We start from the raw sequence: 18,259 nt of genomic DNA on the forward strand, positions 1-18,259 counted from the left end.
TAAGATTTCCTGAAACTAACTTTAGCCAGGAAATAGCCTGTGGCCGATACTACTCCGAAAACAACAGACGAACGCCTTGAGTCCATGCTGAAGGCGTTCATGCGTGAACACCGCTCAGACAAACGAAAATCCTTTATTCTTCGTCTTCTCATGTGGACCTATTTGATTGGTTCAACGATCGCTTTCGTGATCTTTCTCACTACGGGAAAGGAATCTCCTGCAAACGAGGAAACGGCCCACATTGCAAAAATAGATGTGATCGGCCAAATCAAGCGCAAAGGGGGTGTGGCTGCGTATCCAACCATTGAAGCATTGGCAAAGGCGTTTGAGAGTGAAACTGCCGAAGCGATCATCCTCGATATGGATAGCCCTGGGGGCTCAGCAGCTCAATCAGATCTCGTTTACCGCGAACTGCTAAGGTTACGCCAAGATCACCCGGAAAAGCCCGTATACGCGGTTGTAGGAGACGTGTGCGCAAGTGGTTGCTATTACATCGCAAGTGCGGCGGATGAAATCGTTGTAAATCGGACATCAATGATAGGGTCAATTGGTGTCAGGATGGATGGCTTTGACTTCACCGGGCTAATGGAAAAAGTTGGCGTTCAACGCAGGATTTTATCAGCTGGTAAAAACAAAGTGCTGACAGATCCCTTCCTGGACATGGACCCAGAGGTCAAAGCTCATCTGGAACAAAACGTCCTTGCCGAAACTCATAAAGTCTTCATTGAGGCCGTGAAGAAGGGGAGGGGGGATCGATTGGTTGCAGATGAAAACGTGTTTACGGGGCTCGTCTGGCTTGGAGAGAAGGCTATTGAAAAGGGGCTGGCGGACAGTCTTGGTAGTGTTCAAACAGTCATCCGGGACTTGGGTGATGACTTGGAGGCGGTGAATTATACGAATCGACCGGTACGACTGCTGGACTGGATCACTGGCCGCGCTGTCGAGGTTGTTTCAACCTTAGCGTCCGATGCCAAGCAGCCGCAACTGGAGTTCTAAGACAATGGTAAATCAGGATATAGCAACCAAATTGATCATTACGATCCTACACTGCGATAAAAAAGCCTGCTTAGCAGGCTTTTTGTTTAAATGGAACGTGCTGCAATCAACTTAGTGGGGGCAAGCAATCGGATTCCCATGCTCTTGAATGATGAACTGTTCACGATTGGACAGTTCTACCCCTTCACAATGCCGATCCGTAATGTCCTCGGTCAGCGATAGATCAGGTATGTTGCAATCAGCCTGCACTGGATCAGGAATCTGCGCGATTGAAGAGGAGAGCATCTGGCCCCAATCATCCTCAGTCATGGCATCGCCGTCAGAGCAAAATTTGTCCCAAAGATCCAGGTCATAGTGGCTCAAGTGGGTTTTGGTGTCAGTTGACTGGATGCTAGCTAGAACCAGCATTGCTCGATTGACGTTGTTGGCAATCACCCCTTGATCACTTTCACTCGTAGTCCGCTCTAGCTGTTTCAGAGCGTCGTATAGCTTCTTTTGGTCTGCTTTACTAACACTATTCGAATTGGCTAACGCTTTTACATAGCCTTTCAATTCTTCAAATTCTGCCGTTCTGCGCTCATCAGACATTACATGAATCGTGGCCGGCTGAAGGACGGCAGCTCCCCCCAGGCCTTCGTTCCCATATTCCGTAGTGGCAATGCTATGGATGTATCTTCGGTTGTCCTGCTCAAAAACGAGAGTTCGCTCAGTAACAAGCGTTGGTACCTTGTCGTTGCTGGAACAGCCGGTCAGAACCACAGCTCCAACGAGGGCACTCAGAAGCTTCTTATTCATGGGTGTAACTCCGTTGATCAAATGATAGGACCAGTCTAAGGAGTTGTTTTGGGGAAAAGTCGTGAAAGGAGGCTAAAAAACGACGCTTACTTGCACCGAAAGTAGTCGCTTCTTTGAAAAACTATGTTCAGTTCAACAAATAGTGATTTGGAAGCGATGCTGACGAAAATTCTGAGTAAGTTGAAAGATGGTGTCCACGCCACCAAGGAAGACGGCACTCTGGATCTTCCTCCAGTCGAGACCTGTTCGCTTGAGTTGTTAAAGCGTTCTGATGAACAGGTTCCCAAGACCTGGAAAAATATCGATGTCTATCCCCCCGTTGCCAAGGCGATACCTGCTGAGCCGTTGGACGGAATACTGTACCGGAACCGACAGCGGATTCTTGATATCAATGAGGCGCTAGGCCTGAGTGACAGTGACTTCGATACCTTGCTCATGCCGATTATCAGAAACTTCGCCAGTTTCGTGCATTTGTTACCCAGTTCGGAGAGCCATCACCACCGAGGTGCTGGCGGAGCGTTGCGTCATTCATTGGAAGTGGCATTCTGGTCCGCTCGTGCGGCTGAAGACATCCTATTTTGTCGAAACTCAGATCCAGTCGAGCGCCGGAAAATTGAGCCACTATGGCGAGTAGCGACATGTGTGGCTGGTTTGCTTCACGATGCTGGGAAGCCGATCGCTGATGTGACGGTCGCTGATGAAAGTGGTGAAATTTGGCACCCACTTCAGCAGCCGCTCTATGAATATCTAAGGTCCAAACGGCGCAGTGGATATTATATTTCGTGGCGCGGCGGTCGCTATAAACGCCATGAAGCGTTCACCCAGAGAGCCTTCGACAAGATTGTCCCATCGTCTTTTGTTTCGCACCTGATGGCCCATGACCCCAACATCATGTTTGCCATCAATGACGCGTTCTACACGCTCGATGATTCTAATCACATCTCCAAGATCGTTAACTGGGCAGACCAGGAATCCGTCCGTAGGGACGCGATGGAAGATGTTGAGCGCCGTACTGGTGGGGACTTTGATTATGGTCTTCCAATCCACAGGCATGTGTTCAATTCAATGCGTCGGCTTCTCCAGAACGGTAAATGGACAGTAAATCAGCCGGGCGCGAAAGTTTGGCACGGAGATGAGGGAACATTCGTCGTCTTTAAGCATGGTCTGACCGAGATAATCAGCGATATCAAGAAGGAAGTCGGCGTCACTATCCGCAACGATTCTGACGGTTTGGTCGATGAATTTATTCAACGAGGGCTGGTTTGTCCTCGATATGTTCCTGGTGGTGAACCGCAGAGTGAAGATGAGTTGGGTGAGTATTACCTTTACTGGGTAATCACACCGAAGATTCTTGAGTCGGCTGGTGGTGGCGACCCCATTAAATTGACAGCGATAAAAATTGATAGTGCTGACCGGCTCTTTCGCAGTGAGCCTCCGGCGACTGCAGATATTAGGGTTTGGTCGACGGTCGAGCTTGGTGGGGGATTTCAGCCGGAGTTTGGCTCAAGCCGCAGCATCGAAACAGTTCGCGGAGATGATGTAAATACCGAGACTGGGGAGGTAGTTGCAGCAGGGCAACCAGAAGCATCTGGAGCTATTGAATCTGAGCAACCTGCAAGTCTGTCCGATGCTTCGCCAGACGTGGATCAGCAAAACAAAGCGGCTCCGATTGATGCGGTCGACATGCCCTTTAGTGATCCTGAGCAGGCCCTGTCCTCGGCAACAACTGAAGATCCAGAGAAAGCTCCAGAGAACAATCCAAAACAGTCACTTCTGCATCGGGCAAAAACCGGTTTCGGAGGCCAAAAGCCGCAACCCAAGAAGCAAATCGCGGATAAGGTGCCGGAACAGAAGAATGAAAAGGCAGAGTCCACTCCCAATGACGTGAGTTCTGTGCTTTCCAGTATTGATGAAGACCTGGATTTACCTTTTGGCTTGTCAGCTGAACAAGGCGAGAAGGCGGGTGCAGAGAATGAATCAGATGTACCAGGCGCTAACAGTCAAACGAAAGCCAATGTTCCGGACAATGAAACGATTCCCGAGGTTAAAGAACCAGGAAAAGCAGTGGAATCGGCTGAAGTTGAGGAATCTAAGCCCTCAGACATATCGGCAACTAACACAGATAATGAGCAACAGGGTGACCGTGATGTCGTATCCACGAACAAGCGGCAAAGCAAGCGGGTACCGAAAAAGACCAGTGCTTCACAAGCTGCACTGAATCCTCTGCTTAGCAAGAAGCAGGGCCCATCGAAAAAAGAGCCGAGCAGTAAGCCTATCCCAGTAAAGAAGATGGGCAAATACAAGAACATCCGGAAAAAATCCTCGGAAACAGCGCCAATCTATAAAGCAGTGGATGGTGACCCTGTAGAGACCTTTAAGCAGTTCGTGATGGACAACTCTGCGACGGGTACTGGACAGATTATCGAGACTCTCGTCGAAACAGTCGTTACTCAAGGTGAACAACTTGGACGACGTTGGTTCATTGAAAACGGAAGTGTCGCCATTGCTTATCCTTCCGCATTCGAGGGAATCACCGACAGCTCAGCCGATGCGTTGAGTCGATTGGACAAAGCCAAGATCCTTAAAGCCAACCCCAAACAACCCATGTCCAAGGTGATGGAAGTTCACGATGTTATGGCCTTGGTCCTGGATGATCGCACCTCGTCAATTGTTGGAGCCTACCTGAAGGCACTGGAGAAGACGATAGACCCTCTGTACGTGCCTCCTCATCCTGATCTGAAAGTTGTGAAAAGGGCCATTGTCGCTGGGCCAGACCAAAAGGCTGCCAAACAGGGGCGTTCCAAGAATAAGACTGCAGTAAAGACAGAGAGACAGTCAGAAAACAGCAGCAACTCCGCACGAAAAAAACGAGGAAAAGGTAACACTACGGTAAAGCACAATGCCGCAAAGGAAAGCCGCCCGAATACCTCTCTGCCGAAAGAAGAGGGCGTTAGTGGGCGACACCAGATGGCGATTGAAGCGATGAGCGAACTGGTGGAACAAATGATAGCAGGTGAAGGTGATCTGATAGATGAGATCTCTATAGATGGCAATGACACAAGCGTGCCTCATGCCGTTGTGAACACCTTAAAAATCCGATACCCAAGCCTGAGCCAATCCCTGGCCCGTCAGAACTTTTGGAAAGCAGCTCAAAAACACGGATTCGGTTGGGATATCAACAAAGGCACTTATACATTGAGAGCGAAACAATCATGAGCATGAATTATGACGCCCATGGCTATGAAATGGCTTGGCGTCCGAACTATGAGTTCCGGGCTGTCATAGGTTGGCTGGTAGCAATTATTGCGGCAATTGCTGTGAAGTTCGCTGCGGGCATGCCTGCAGAACCTCTGTATATCATGATTGGAATCTGTCTGCTCATGGCACTGTCCCGCTCTGGTGATGCTGCCAGGCTTTACAAGGTCCATAAGAATCTCAAAGGCAAATCACTAAAGATCGTCGAACTTGACGAAGTTGTTGAACAGATTGAAGGCCATTCAGATGAGCTTTGGCTGGGATATGGGTTTGACTGGGGGCCACAACACGCGCAACGAGCTTTCGAGCTAAGTAAGCGAGATTGGTCAGAGCTGCGTGCTGATGAGAAGAATCCGGACATGGGAGTACGGTGGCTGCATGGTATCGAACTGGAAGAGGGCCCGATCTTCCAGCCTATGAAGCATGTTGAAGGTCACACCCTAATCACTGGCACCACTGGTAGCGGTAAAACGCGCCTATTTGACTTGCTCATCACTCAGAGAATTCTAGCGGGAGAAAGCTGTATAGTCTTGGACCCCAAAGGAGACGCCGAGACCCGTGAAAATATGCGCCGTGCCTGCAATCACATGGGCGATCCGGGCAAGTTCATTTCGTTTCATCCAGGGTTTCCGCAAGATTCAGTACGACTTGATCCTCTGGCTAACTTTTCCAGGCCAACAGAGCTTGCATCTCGGATTGCCGCGTTGATCGCTACCTCGTCCGGTGGTGAGGTCTTTAAAGACTTCGGACAGATGGCGATGAATAACGTTATTCAGGGCTTGTTGCTGATTGACGCTCGACCATCTCTCACTCGTTTGCGTCGCTATCTGGAGGGTGGTGTGGAGTCGCTCGTTTTGCAGGCAGTGACTAACTACATCGAAAGACAAGCGCCTGACTTCGCGCAGGATTTTCACGCGGCTCTTACTAAGTTTGAGAAAGCGCCTTTACATAAGAAGGCCACGGCTGCCGTTCAATTCTACAGAGAGTTTGTACAGGCGGAGCAGCCGAATAGCGATCTTGAAGGATTGTTGACGCAATTTAGTCACGACAAGGCACATTTCAGCAAGATGATAGCGTCACTCCTGCCTATCATGAACATGCTGACATCTGGTGATCTCGGAGCAATGCTCTCTCCAGAACGAACGGACCAGGATGATGAACGCCCGATCTACGACACGCGCAAAATAACTGAACGCAACAAAGTCGCGTACATAGGTCTGGATAGTTTGACTGATGGAATGGTCGGGTCAGCGATCGGGAGTATGGTGCTTTCAGATCTGGCTGCAGTTGCCGGCGACCGCTATAACTACGGCGAAAACCTTAGGCCAATCAACATCTTTGTTGATGAGTGCGCTGAAGTAATCAACGATCCCCTCATACAGCTCCTTAACAAAGGGAGAGGCGCAAAGCTTCGACTATTTGTGGCAACTCAGACGATTGCAGATTTCGAGGCTCGGTTGGGAGATAAGGCCAAAGCCACACAGGTACTTGGCAACATCAACAACAATATCAGCCTTCGGGTGATCGATCCCGACACGCAAACCTACATCACTGACAATTTGCCGTTAACCCGCATCAAGTACGTGATGCGGACGCAGGGCATGAGCTCAGATTCCAGTGACCCAGCTATGTTTGGCGGTAACCATGGTGAGCGCCTCATGGAGGAAGAAGCACCGCTTCTGCAACCGCAACTTCTCGGGTACCTCCCAAACCTAGAATACATTGCAAAAATAAGCGGTGGTCGTGTTGTAAAAGGCCGACTGCCGATCCTTGTTGAACGAAGAGAGAGCCAAGGAGCATGAGACAGGAAGCAAGTGTTGCAGAGCAACTCACACAGCACATATCCAGAGAGACTAAAAAGCTCAACAGACGGTCCAGCTGGATTACGAAGATTATGGAATCCCAATGGCCAACCTATTTGCTTCCAGTATCGAGAGTCATCGAAGCCCTGGGGCTGAGAAATAGAGCTGAGCTGGAGGAACATACGAAAGATCTTACGAACATGCTGGCGTCGGCCCTCAACGAATATCGCACGAGAGCTGAAAAGATCTGTGAGCGCAGTGGAGTGATGCCGTATGAGATTCCCGACGCTACACGTTACGCAATGTATTTAAGTGGTCTTGTCGATGAAATTGCAACACGGTTCGAGTGTGTCACCACAGCAGATTCAATTGAATTGAGAGCCCGGAAAAAAGCAAAGCCTGAGATCGCAAAGATTGCTGCGGTGCGCAGCGAAATTTACATGCTGATTTGCTCGGAAAGCCTGCAGGACTACATGAGAGAGACTGGAAATGAACAAACCATTATTGCTGACGCTGCTGCTGATTGCGCTTGAGGTGCTCTTTATAGCGGCATTGCTGCCCGGCAAGTGGTCAGAGACCGCTATGCAGAAAGAAGCCCAGATGATTGAGTCGATTTCGGGGCGAGAGCATCGTGACCAGGTATTGAGCAATGCAACCAGCTGGTACACGAAATCACTGGTAGATACCGGCGTTTGGCAAGCCATGTTCAACATGTTGATTCCCGAAGACAAACTACGTGAGAAGTCAGTCATCAAGGCTGACGGTTGGTTCAATGTTGTGGATGATCGCCTGACTGCAGTTCAACAGTCGGTGTATTTGATATTTGTTCGGGTATCTCTGTTATTCACATGGCTTCCCTATGTGCCTCTACTTCTTTTGCCGGCTCTCTGGGACGGGTTGATGACGTGGAATATTAAAAAGACGAACTTCGACTATTCATCGCCAATATTGCACCGGTATGCAATTCGAGGGGCGGCTGCTATCGCTGTTGTCACAATGGTGATGTTCATGATGCCGTTGCCGGTGGCCCCCATATATATTCCCATTGCACTGATGTTCACAGTCGTTGCAGTCGGTATTGCCGCAGGGAACCTCCAGAAACGAATTTAAGCCATGCTTTGAAGCACAGGGAGGTGCTAGGGATAGGGTGGGCAACATGAACAATATTCGAATACTGCGATTGTTCATTCTGGCATTGGTGCTTTGTGGTTGCTCTGAGAGCTCAGAGGATCTCAAAGTGCTGGCGAGAGATGTAATTACACAGCAATACGATTGGTCTGACGCGCCTCTTATTGAAATAAAAGAAATAGGGCTTGTTGTGCCTACGACAAAGCCACCGCGTGAGTTTCTAAACGAACGCTCAGATGTATGGGAGTACCTGGCAGTAAATGCCCAAGTAGTCCTCAAAGAGCCTACCTATCACATCGTGAATAGACGCCTTTTATCCCCGATGGACAATCGCTATAAACTGATACTCAAGCAAGCAACACCCTCAGATTATGAAGGCGTACTGGTTGGTAAGATCCGAAAAATAGGGTCATACGTTTCAGGTTTCTACGCGCACTCGATTCATGGGGACCAAAGCCTGAAAGTTGGCAAATTCCTGTCTTCTCTTAATCCGTCCGGACAGCATGAAATCCAGATTCTCGATGCCGTGATGTTTGGTGCGAGTAATAATTCAGACAAAACGGACGACCTGGACGAGCTTCAATCGAAACTGAAGACGGCGCATGGCCTGGACGTGAAAGTCGATCGGATTTGAAGCAGTAGAACATACCGAATGACTTGGCCTTAGAACCCAGAGCTGCTAATCAGGGTTTTCTCGTGTAAAGGCGGAGTAGTGGGTTAAAAAACGCAGCAACTCTCCCCTTATTGACCCGCTTAAGGCTAGACAATGCTCCCATCAACATTTGGGAGTTAATCAATGCGCAAGCCAACCAAGATTCCTCAGCGTGTAGATGAGTTTCCGCACTTTTTGCTGTGGTCGCTCGATGAGATGGCACCGCTGATGTTCCTAGTGATTATCGGAATGTTGTTTGATGCCCTGGGCCTGTGTCTTCTTATCGGGCTGGTGGCCACCAACGCTTACCGACGAATTCGTGAGAACTCACCAGACGGCATTCTTCTCCACACCCTCTACAAGATGGGCATTCCGCTAACTCGCAGCAAAACCATGATCAACGTTTTTGTCCGGAGGCTATTTCCTTGAATCTAAACAATTTCAAACAAAGCTATGTGTCACTGGTTGAGGGGCAGAACTGGACCAGAATGATGCTTGCCGTTGCAATCGTTGCCTTGTTGATCGCCGTATTCTCGCTGGCTACTAAGACGGAACGTGTTGTGCTCTCGCCTGTGACGTTGACCGACGATGCCTGGGTAGAAGAAAACTCAGCCTCGGAGAGTTACAAGACCGGGTGGGGAGCATACCTGGGCATGCTGATGGGGAACATCACCCCAAATAAACTCCTCTTCATTAAAGAAAGGCTTGAGCCACTCTTAGCGCCGGATATCTACACCGAGACAATGCAAGCCTACGAGGCTCAAGCCAAGGATCTGAGGGATAACCGGATTGCGCTTCGATTCGAGCTTCGCAGCGTGGACTACGAGCCGAAGACCGACAAGATCTTTGCCTACGGCTACCGGTATGCAACCGGTTCTGGCGCAAAGGAAGAACAGCGCAGTGAGCGAACCTATGAATTCAAGATCCGTATTCGGAAGTACACCCCCGAAATCACAAGCATAAACACCTACGAAGGTAAGCCTCGGACCCAGAAGATGCTGCGAATGATGAATCGCTCGGAAGGTAATAACTCATGAATCTGAAACAGAAACTCTTGGCGTTAAGCCTTACTGCTGCGGCACCGGCAGTGTTGGCACAACAAGCGAATGACATGCCGACCTCTCCGGTTGTTGCAACGGCTGACATGTTGCAATCGCAATCCACCGAAACTGGTGAAGACACAAATGAACAATTGGATGAGTACGGTCGGCCAGTAAGATCAGAGCTTAGCCCGTCAGATAATAATGGTCCTGCAGCATCTTCGATGCCGACGGCCCCAGCATCGGTGATGTCAGAGAACGTGCCAAGCGCTAAACCGCTGGCGGTTGGCCAGAAGGTCCATAATGTTGAAAAAATTTCTGAGAAAAAAGAAGCGCCACAGTACCAAACCAAGCCAGTAGAAGTCGTTACAAGCTTTGGACAAACCGAGTTGGTCAATGTAGCCCTGGGTCACCCCACTCGAATAGTGACGCCTTTTATGCAGCCGAACGTCCTTAAGATTGATCAGGACGCAATTGTTTCGGTGAAACAGAACGTGATCTATTTCGCCAGTGACGCAAAGACGCCAGTGACGCTTCATATTCGTGAGGAAGGTTATGAGGCTCAGTCGATTTCCCTAACATTGTTGCCGCAAAAAATTCCTCCCCGCGAAATCATCGTGAAAATTCCCCGCCAAGAAATGGCGGATGCAATCGCTTTTGCCGGTCGTAACAAAAAAGCTGAGAAATGGGAAAAGAGCGAGCCATACGAAAAGACGCTTGTGAATCTCATGACAACGTTGGCAAAGGGTGATGTCCCGTCCGGCTACCGAGTCCGAGATTTTCGCCCCAGCGACGAAGCGCCACTCTGCCAGCAGAGAGGCCTTCGCTTCGAGTTCAGTAATGGGCAGGTCATCACCGGGAACGATTTCACTGTGTATATCGGCACAGCGGTGAATGCTGCTCAACAACCCATTGAGTTCGTCGAAACAAATTGCGCCTCTCGTGAAGTCGCGTCGGTATCAGCCTGGCCGGAAGTTTATTTACTGCCGACCCAGAAGACAGAGATCTTTGTTGTCGACAAGGATCAAGGACCGGACAGTCGGCTACAACGTCGTCGTTCACTAATTGGGGGAGCTCAATAATGACTAAGTATTGGGAGAACATGGCCCCAAAACACAAACAGTGGGCAGTCATTGCACTGGCCATTCTCGGGCTGATTCTTGTCGTGAGCATGTTCGTTGGTGAGGCCGAAGACAGATATAGCGGTGGCGGCGATGACGAGGTTGTTCGCAATGTTCTGAACGAACGAACATCGCGGGACATCGGGATTGACGCCATGGCATCCCGGCTTCTGGAGGTTGAGAACAATCTTCGCGAGAAAACGGTAGAGCTGGAAGACACTCAGGTAAAACTCGAAGAAACGCGTTCTGCAGTGGGTGTTGGAAAGGATGTGGCGCGCCAGTTGGCTTCATTGAAAGAAGAAGTCGGACGAATTCGAGAGGAAAAGACTAAAACCGAGCAGGATCTTGAGCAGCTCAAGCGCAGTATCAAGGAAGGAAACCTTGATATGCCAAGCCTTCAAGAGAGTAATGCAAGCGCTGGCAATCAAGGCATGTCAGAGGTTACCGAGGGGGATGCTCCCATCGTCAACTATCAGACTGATAGCAGAACCGGTGAAGCCGACCCCAACGATTACTTTCAGAGTGCACCTGTTCCTCAATTTGGTGATAACCGAAATCAAAGTCCGAATGGCTCGCCGGGCCAGTCTGGTACCTCCTCTCAGGCGGACGCATCACCACGACGTGACCTGAAGATGACTACGGTTTCGGAAGCGCCACCCGTCTCGGAGGATGAAAGTGATCAGAACCAGGAAGGCGGTACCGGCATTTATATCCCTTCAGGATCTCTTCTCTCTGGGACTTTGATGACTGGTTTGGATGCACCGACAGGGCAGGGTGCACGCCGAGATCCGTTCCCAGTAGTTGTAAGGCTTCAGAAAGATGCGATCTTGCCGAACGATTTCAGCGCAGATGTAAAAGGCTGCATGGCGATTCTTTCGGGATTTGGCGACCTCTCCTCAGAGCGTGTTTACCTGAGGACTGAGGGTGTTTCATGCATCCGTGATGACGGAAAGAGTATCGAAGCTCGACTGAGCGGTTACGCAGTAGGTGAGGACGGTAAAGCTGGAGTTCGGTCCCGTTTGGTGACCAAGCAAGGATCTCTCGTAGGTCGAAGTTTGGTTGCAGGCTTCTTTGGCGGTGTTGCGCAAGCCTTCGACGTAAGCCCAGTCCCGACACTCGACACGTCGGGAACGGCTGGAAGCATCCAATACCTGGACACCTTCTCAGGCGAGGCAGTACAGGGCGGCATTGTAGGTGGTGCGAGTAACGCCCTGGAGAAGGTGGCTGATTTCTGGTTGAAGATGGCGGATTCCATGTACCCAATTTTGCAAATGGATGCCGGTCGTCAGATGGATATTGTCATGGTTAAAGGTGCAGAGCTGAAGCTGCAGTAAAGGAGCTATTTGAAATGAAGAAAATTCGTAATTTGGTAATTGTCGCAGGCCTTTCAGCTCTTTCCGGTTGTTCCAGCTTGGGCGTAGGGGACTCAGAATTCTCGTGCTCTGGTCTGCCCGATACACGGAACTGTATGAGCGCCCGTGAAGTTTATGAAGCCACGGCGCACGGTGGGTCGATCTACGATCGTGATTATAGTCAGAGCCATGCAAGCCATAGTCATGAACGGGAGCGCAACACCCAAGAAGCAACGTTCATGAGTAAAGAAGAGCGCCTGGCTGGTGGGTACTCAACTGAAACATCGGTTAGGGAGGAGGGGGCAACTCGCATCGAAGAGGTGGTTCGAACAATTGAAGATCGCTACGTAGCCCCCCGGACACCCAATAAGCCGGTGCCAATCCGGACGCCGGCCAAAGTAATGCGTGTCTGGATCGCTCCCTGGGAGGACAAGAATGAAAACCTGAAGGTTTCTTCCTATGTCTTTACCGAAATTGAGAAGCGTAAGTGGATGTATGACATGCGCGGGGTTGCGACTGGTCAGGGTATCCAGCCCCTTCAAATGATGCAGCAACCTCAGGAAGAACAGGGACACCGCCTGGACAGGAAGAAACGAGAGACTTTTCAGGGAGGGTTGCCAGAGGGATTTAATGGAAGTCAGTAAAAAGCCAATTTTGTAAGAAAAACAGCAGCAACTTTGGATTGTCAGCTTTTTTAGAAAACTACTATGGGCATCAAGTAAACCACAAACCGTTAATCGCTAAACCAGAGTCAGTCAGGAGTACATCATGACCCGTAGCAATAAAATGAACAGTACCGCGATGTTTGCCTTCGCATTGATGGCTAGTGCCGTCTTTGTTCTAACCCCAGATACTGCGTTTGCAGGTACGGGGGGCGCGTCCTTTGAGCCCGTTTGGAATGATCTGAAAGAGTGGATGCAAGGCACGCTCGGTCGCATCATTGCAGCCGCTATCGTTGTGGTTGGGATCATTGCGGGAGTGGCCCGCCAAAGTCTCATGGCTTTTGCGATTGGACTTTTTGGTGGGTTCGGCCTGTACTACACTCCGGATGTTCTGGAGAACATTGTGACCGCTACAATCGAACATGTTGGTCAGGTCAATACCGCTGTTATGGTGATCAGCAACGGCCTCTAAAGAGTCCAGTATTTGATTGTTTGGAAAACCCCCGGCTTTGGCTTGGGGTTTTTTTTGGTTGATAGAAAACCGGAGGTTTTGCATGAAAAAAAGCAGCCTCTTTGGAAAAGACCTCCCTCTAACGTCGCAAACTAACACCTAACTGAAAAAACCAATTCAATCGGGTGTAGATGATGTACCGACGTTACACAGTCATTGCGATCAGTCTCCTCTTGGCGCTTACCTCTCTGGCAGTGCATGCGAACGCAGATGAACCAGACATAATCCCGGAACCAGAGCTTCCAGAAGTCTTCAAGAAGCTGTCCCCCCAGGACTTTCGAGCAGTAGATCCTGTCGATCCCGAACCTGAATTGGTTGGAGCTGAGCTTATTGATGCTGAAGGTGAGCCAGTTGAAGGCCTAAGAGCAAGTTGGGGGGCTAGGTGCCCAGACGGTGCTGAAATCAATCAGGACGGGAAATGCCAAAAAGTTGTGGTTGTTGCTCAAGCGGATGCATGTTCTGACGGATCAGAGGTTATTTTCGAGAATTCTGTTCAATATTGCAGAATTGAAGAAGAAAGAGAATTGGTGACACAGTGCCCCTCAGGAAGCTTTCTGAGAGAAGATGGAAGTCAATGCGATAAGGGGACATCGACGCCTGCGACACCGACTTGCCCAAGTGGGTGGACGTTGAATGATGACAGTGCCTCTTGCAGCCCAGAGGAGTCAGGCCAGGGCGATAGCAGCTCAAGCGAAACCGTAGACCCAACGTATACATGCAACGATGGGGAAGTGCTGTATGAAGGGAGGTGTTGGACGAAGCAGAAGGACACCAAACCGGTTCAAACGTACTGCCAATCAGGGTACTCCCCCCCGTCATGCAAGAAGGAAAGGATAATCTATCCCTCGTATGTTTGCCCTGCAGGTTACTCGTTTCGTAGTGGTCCTAAAGATTGTCTAGCTACTGACAACTCTGGCGCAACGACCTGGCCACAGTACGTTTGTACGGACGATATGTACCTTAATGGCGACAATATGTGCCAGAAAACAACGTATGGAAACAAATACTATAAATGCAGCAGTGGCTGGACCCGGAGCGGGTCAACGTGTTGGCGTTACGTTTCATATAATCCGACAAAATCTTGTCCGAGTCCGTCAGATGAATGGACGCAAGATGGCGATACATGCTGGAAGGTAGATATAACCGACCCGATCAGAGTGTGTCCTGATGGCTATAAGGACACAGGATCAGATTGCATGAAGATAGAGGAGTTTCAGGCCGATCAAAGCAATCTTCTATCTGTGACCTTTCCAAAAGTCTGGCCCGGCTCTTATACATTGGATCTATCTGTAAAGAATGATCAGGGGCAGGTGACCGAGCGGTCTTTCGAGTTCCTGTATAAGCCCGAGACCGGGTTGCTGCGCGATGGGAATAGCCATCTGAATGTCCCAGCGGTGCAGTATCCCTTCCGCTGGCAGGATGGTACCGCCACTCTCGTGACTGAACCGATTGTTCTGGATCTCGGTTTGCTTTCTGAAAGCAGACCTGTGTTTGTGGGTGTACGCGAAACCGCTGAGTCCGGCTTTAATGTTGCCGGTGTTGATATTGCGCCAGGTGAATACAAGCAGGTCACATCCAGCTATGACTTCAGTGCCGCCAAAGGCGTTCTTCAGTTGGATCTCTACCCGTTGTCTTCAGAAGCTTCAACGTCGGAGCTGATTATTTCAGTTGGTGATGACAATGACTTCGCCTCACTGATAAGCGTGGATGCATGGGTCTTTGATGGGTCGGTCGAGACTGAAATGACAAACCCCATGCAGATTTTCGATTTTCTCCGTGTCAGTGCCGAGGTTGACGGAGAGACACCTTGCCGCTTGACCGGTCAATTACGGGCGGCAAGTGCTAAATCCGTTCTTACTGATCCTTATTGTTTGATCGAATGGGAAGAGATTCCATCCGGAATGTCGAGGAACAATGAGCCACCAACCGTATTCGGACGAGCCGACAATGAGGGTCAGAAAATGATGGCCTATGAGGCGTTCGTGGTGAGTGCGGATGGAACAAAGCATTCGATTGGTTCAGCGCAAGGTTCTGTTGATGTAGTCAAGGCTTTCGGGGCTTTTGAATTTGCATTTTCGGAAGCTCTTGAGGATATGCCGCACACAATTGCCGATGTTAATACTGGGCTCAAACAAATTATGGGCCCGAACTGTTCTTTGACGGCCAATGAGGACCTGGCCATTAAGTATGCTCAAAACGGATACGTAGGTCGTCTTTGCTATGTGGAATGGTATGACTTGCCGGGCACACTGGAACAGTCGCCAGAGATGTCTTCGCCCTATCTTCGAGGCAGGGTGTTCAGTGCTGGTACCTATGAGCTTGGTGTAAAGGTTTATGGATACACGTCATTGGGTGTCCCTGTTCTGATTGCGGACCAAAGGCTTTCCTTTGAGGCGGTCGATCCCCCCAAGCCGTCAGTTGAGTTCATCGATGGGAAGGAAATTGTTGATGGTCTCTATGAAGGCTATTTGAACAATGACCGTATCGCCAGTGCGCTTGTGAAAGGTGAGAATGCTGACATCTACTTGGCACACTCAGTTAATGGCGAAGTTCTGGAGGGCCGCACCTTCGAAGCGACCGTTTGGAGTCGCAGTTTTGCAACTTACCAGCGTATCAACAGCACTGCTGAGCATCTCTGGCAGCGCGACACGCACGAGGTTAAGGCTCTTTACACTGACATGCCCTCATTGGAGGGGGTCGACACAATCGAGTCTTTAGCCGTCCCAGATGATGATATCGGGCCAATTCTGTTTAGCGATGCTGACTATGTGCTAAATGATGACGTAGTTACCTTCAATGTTCGTATGGGAAATGTGTATCAGCCGGATATTCCGTATGACCCCTCAGTAATGGGTGAATGGCAGATCCGAATCGTCACGCAAGAATCCTACGACACCTACCAGCCTCTGACGGAATGGAAAGATCATGACGAACAGGGTGAAGTCACTCTACAGGTTGATATCGCTGATCTTGGCGTAACAGAAGGCTATGAGCGCATGTATGCTCAAGCCAGGGTGAAGAGTCCTGTCCCAGAGTATTCGCGTATCGAAAAATCGACTCGTGGTGTTTTCCTCAAGATTCTCTTCGGTGGGGAAATTGACGCCAACATTGACGGTCAGAGAATATCTGGGCCCATTCCGTTTCGTGGCGTGTTTAAGCTGGACTTGAATGATCAGGGCTTATTCCAAGCTATCGGGGACGTGGTGTGGAAAATGTCCAGTGATGGTGGCGCTACGTGGGTAGAGAAAGAGAACAACGCCCGGAACATGCAGTATTTCGATATTACGTTGGAGGAACCTGGTAGCCACCTGCTCAAAGCAGAACTGAGGAACCGAAACTCTGGTATTGCTTCTGAGACGCCTGCGATTGAGATAATTGCCTACAGGAAGCCGGAAGTCGAAGTTGAATGGCTCGGTGACGTATTTATCGGTGAAGAGGTGAAGCTCAAAGCAAAGGTGATGCTTGAAGGAGAGGTGGTATCTGCAGCAGATGTGGATATCGAATGGTCGAATGATGGAGGCCAGACTTTCGAAGAAGGTGGTCTTGAGCATTTATTCGAAAGGGTCACTGATCCAGAAGAACCACGAAGGGAGCGTTGGGGCGTGCGGGTTAAAACGCCGTTAGCGCCAGCAGATGATCCTCAAGCATGGACAATAGAAGATGGCTCAATCAGCTATCGAGGTATTCGGGGACCACGGCTTTATATTCTTGGTCCAAGAGTGACGGAGGTCGGAGAGTCATACGAGTTTACGGTCTATAAAGGCCTGCCGTATTCGCAAATGGAATATGACATCGAAGGCTATTTCACACTACCGGATGGCACCGAAGTACCGGGTGATGAGGTGATCTATACCCCCAGTGACGAAGACCTTGAAGAGGGTTACGTCAAAATGACATACACCGGCTGGATTAAAGGCTGGAAAGAGCAAGGGGCGATTTCTACCGATGATCATGCCATGCGAATTTGGCAGTACAAGTTCCCTGATTTCACGATTTACGGAAGATATAGCGCCTCGGTTGCTCCAGTAGAAGCTACCCTATACGCCAGGCCGATCGGCCTTAGCGGTAAGCTGGAGGACCCAGAGTACGAATGGGACATACCGGATGGGGTCCAGATTATAGAGGATGTGAACCCTATAGCGCGGAAGCTTATTTTCCCAGAGCCTGGAAATTATGAAATAAGTGTCAAAGTTACAGACCGTCGTGGCAATGAGGGCGGCGTGACAGAAGAGATCGAAGTCGGGGAGCCTGACCCATACGAACTGACCATGCGAGTAGTCGGTTCGAACCCCTACAACCGTGCACCATTTGAGGTTCTGGCGAGGCCTGGAATACGTGGAGGTCACCCAAGAGACAAAGTAGTTGAGTACAACTATACCGTTGATGGCGTGCCAATGGAGTTGGTTGGGCGGTATGGTCAGGCCATTCTTGATGAGGGTGAACATACAATCCGACTGGACATCCTCAGCGAGTTTGGACTGTCAGGATCGGTGGAAGAGACCGTCACGGTCTACAAGAACCAACCGCCGACCTGTGAACTAGATGTCTATGAGGGGACGTTCAGGTATACGATCAGTAATCGCTGCGATGATCCAGACGGATATGTCTCAGACTTTGAGTGGTGGTTGAACGGTGAGCCGCTGGTTTTGACCGGTTACAGAATATCGATTACGAAGGAAGAGACGGGTGACCAACTGGTGGTGGAATCTCGTGGGATCGATGACTCCGGGCTTGAGTCAGAAATTGTTGAGACTACGGTGACCATGCCGAACCCTCCTCCCCCAGAGCCAGAAGCAGGCGAGGAGGGTGAAGAAGAGACCGAGTAAACTAAGTTAATTTTTATGATCCAGACTGGATCAGCGTTGCTGATCTGGTCTGGATTCTCCTCTATTTGAAAGTAGGGTGTTGTTTTCGACATCAACCCTGAACTTTCTCCAGTCAGAAC

The 18,259-nt window shown here is 50.0% G+C and carries 14 protein-coding genes; 13 read left to right on the forward strand and 1 reads right to left on the reverse strand.

Features of this window, described 5'->3' with window-relative positions; genetic code table 11:
- The first annotated feature begins 39 nt into the window (after nt 1-39).
- Nucleotides 40-996 (forward strand): S49 family peptidase, encoded by a 957-nt coding sequence (locus KO499_RS00305; RefSeq protein ID WP_215981771.1) that lies wholly within the window; start codon nt 40-42, stop codon nt 994-996.
- A 111-nt stretch (nt 997-1,107) separates the two neighbouring features.
- On the opposite strand, the gene KO499_RS00310 is transcribed toward KO499_RS00305, so the two are convergent.
- Nucleotides 1,108-1,791 carry a hypothetical protein gene (locus tag KO499_RS00310; RefSeq protein WP_215981772.1) on the reverse strand — a complete coding sequence of 228 codons (684 nt, stop codon included), beginning with the start codon at nt 1,789-1,791 and terminating at the stop codon, nt 1,108-1,110.
- 123 nt (nt 1,792-1,914) lie between these two features.
- On the opposite strand from KO499_RS00310, the gene mobH reads away from it, so the two are divergent.
- The 12 genes from mobH to KO499_RS00370 all read left to right on the forward strand — a co-directional run bounded on the left by mobH (nt 1,915) and on the right by KO499_RS00370 (nt 18,140).
- Nucleotides 1,915-5,007, forward strand: coding sequence for a MobH family relaxase (mobH, locus tag KO499_RS00315; RefSeq protein WP_215981773.1), 3,093 nt, complete (start codon nt 1,915-1,917; stop codon nt 5,005-5,007).
- Nucleotides 5,004-6,848 carry a conjugative transfer system coupling protein TraD gene (gene traD / locus KO499_RS00320; protein WP_215981774.1) on the forward strand — a complete coding sequence of 615 codons (1,845 nt, stop codon included), beginning with the start codon at nt 5,004-5,006 and terminating at the stop codon, nt 6,846-6,848. Before mobH ends, traD begins: the two co-directional genes overlap by 4 nt.
- Nucleotides 6,845-7,381, forward strand: a complete 537-nt coding sequence (locus KO499_RS00325) for a hypothetical protein (protein ID WP_215981775.1) — start codon at nt 6,845-6,847, stop codon at nt 7,379-7,381. The genes traD and KO499_RS00325 overlap by 4 nt, the downstream gene beginning before the upstream one ends.
- Nucleotides 7,338-7,958, forward strand: coding sequence for a DUF4400 domain-containing protein (locus tag KO499_RS00330; RefSeq protein WP_215981776.1), 621 nt, complete (start codon nt 7,338-7,340; stop codon nt 7,956-7,958). Before KO499_RS00325 ends, KO499_RS00330 begins: the two co-directional genes overlap by 44 nt.
- Nucleotides 7,959-8,004: 46 nt before the next feature.
- Nucleotides 8,005-8,610: a hypothetical protein gene (locus KO499_RS00335; RefSeq protein ID WP_215981777.1), complete on the forward strand. Its 606-nt coding sequence runs from the start codon at nt 8,005-8,007 to the stop codon at nt 8,608-8,610.
- Nucleotides 8,611-8,772: 162 nt separating this feature from the next.
- Nucleotides 8,773-9,057, forward strand: coding sequence for a type IV conjugative transfer system protein TraL (traL, locus tag KO499_RS00340; protein WP_215981778.1), 285 nt, complete (start codon nt 8,773-8,775; stop codon nt 9,055-9,057).
- A complete protein-coding gene (locus tag KO499_RS00345) occupies nt 9,054-9,665 on the forward strand; it encodes a type IV conjugative transfer system protein TraE (protein WP_215981779.1) in 612 nt (203 codons plus the stop codon). Before traL ends, KO499_RS00345 begins: the two co-directional genes overlap by 4 nt.
- Nucleotides 9,662-10,750, forward strand: coding sequence for a TraK domain-containing protein (locus tag KO499_RS00350; protein WP_215981780.1), 1,089 nt, complete (start codon nt 9,662-9,664; stop codon nt 10,748-10,750). The genes KO499_RS00345 and KO499_RS00350 overlap by 4 nt, the downstream gene beginning before the upstream one ends.
- Nucleotides 10,750-12,123, forward strand: a complete 1,374-nt coding sequence (locus KO499_RS00355) for a TrbI/VirB10 family protein (RefSeq protein ID WP_215981781.1) — start codon at nt 10,750-10,752, stop codon at nt 12,121-12,123. Before KO499_RS00350 ends, KO499_RS00355 begins: the two co-directional genes overlap by 1 nt.
- Before the next feature lie 14 nt (nt 12,124-12,137).
- The gene (gene traV / locus KO499_RS00360) at nt 12,138-12,785 is read left to right on the forward strand and encodes a type IV conjugative transfer system lipoprotein TraV (RefSeq protein WP_215981782.1); all 648 of its coding nucleotides are present in this window, start codon (nt 12,138-12,140) and stop codon (nt 12,783-12,785) included.
- A gap of 124 nt (nt 12,786-12,909) precedes the next feature.
- The gene (traA, locus tag KO499_RS00365) at nt 12,910-13,275 is read left to right on the forward strand and encodes a TraA family conjugative transfer protein (protein ID WP_215981783.1); all 366 of its coding nucleotides are present in this window, start codon (nt 12,910-12,912) and stop codon (nt 13,273-13,275) included.
- Nucleotides 13,276-14,510: 1,235 nt separating this feature from the next.
- On the forward strand, nt 14,511-18,140 hold the full coding sequence (locus KO499_RS00370; RefSeq protein WP_215981784.1) for a hypothetical protein: 3,630 nt from the start codon (nt 14,511-14,513) through the stop codon (nt 18,138-18,140).
- The last annotated feature ends 119 nt before the right edge of the window (nt 18,141-18,259 follow it).

Origin of the sequence: Marinobacter sp. F3R08, assembly GCF_018860425.1 — a bacterium.
Classification (GTDB): Bacteria; Pseudomonadota; Gammaproteobacteria; order Pseudomonadales; family Oleiphilaceae; genus Marinobacter.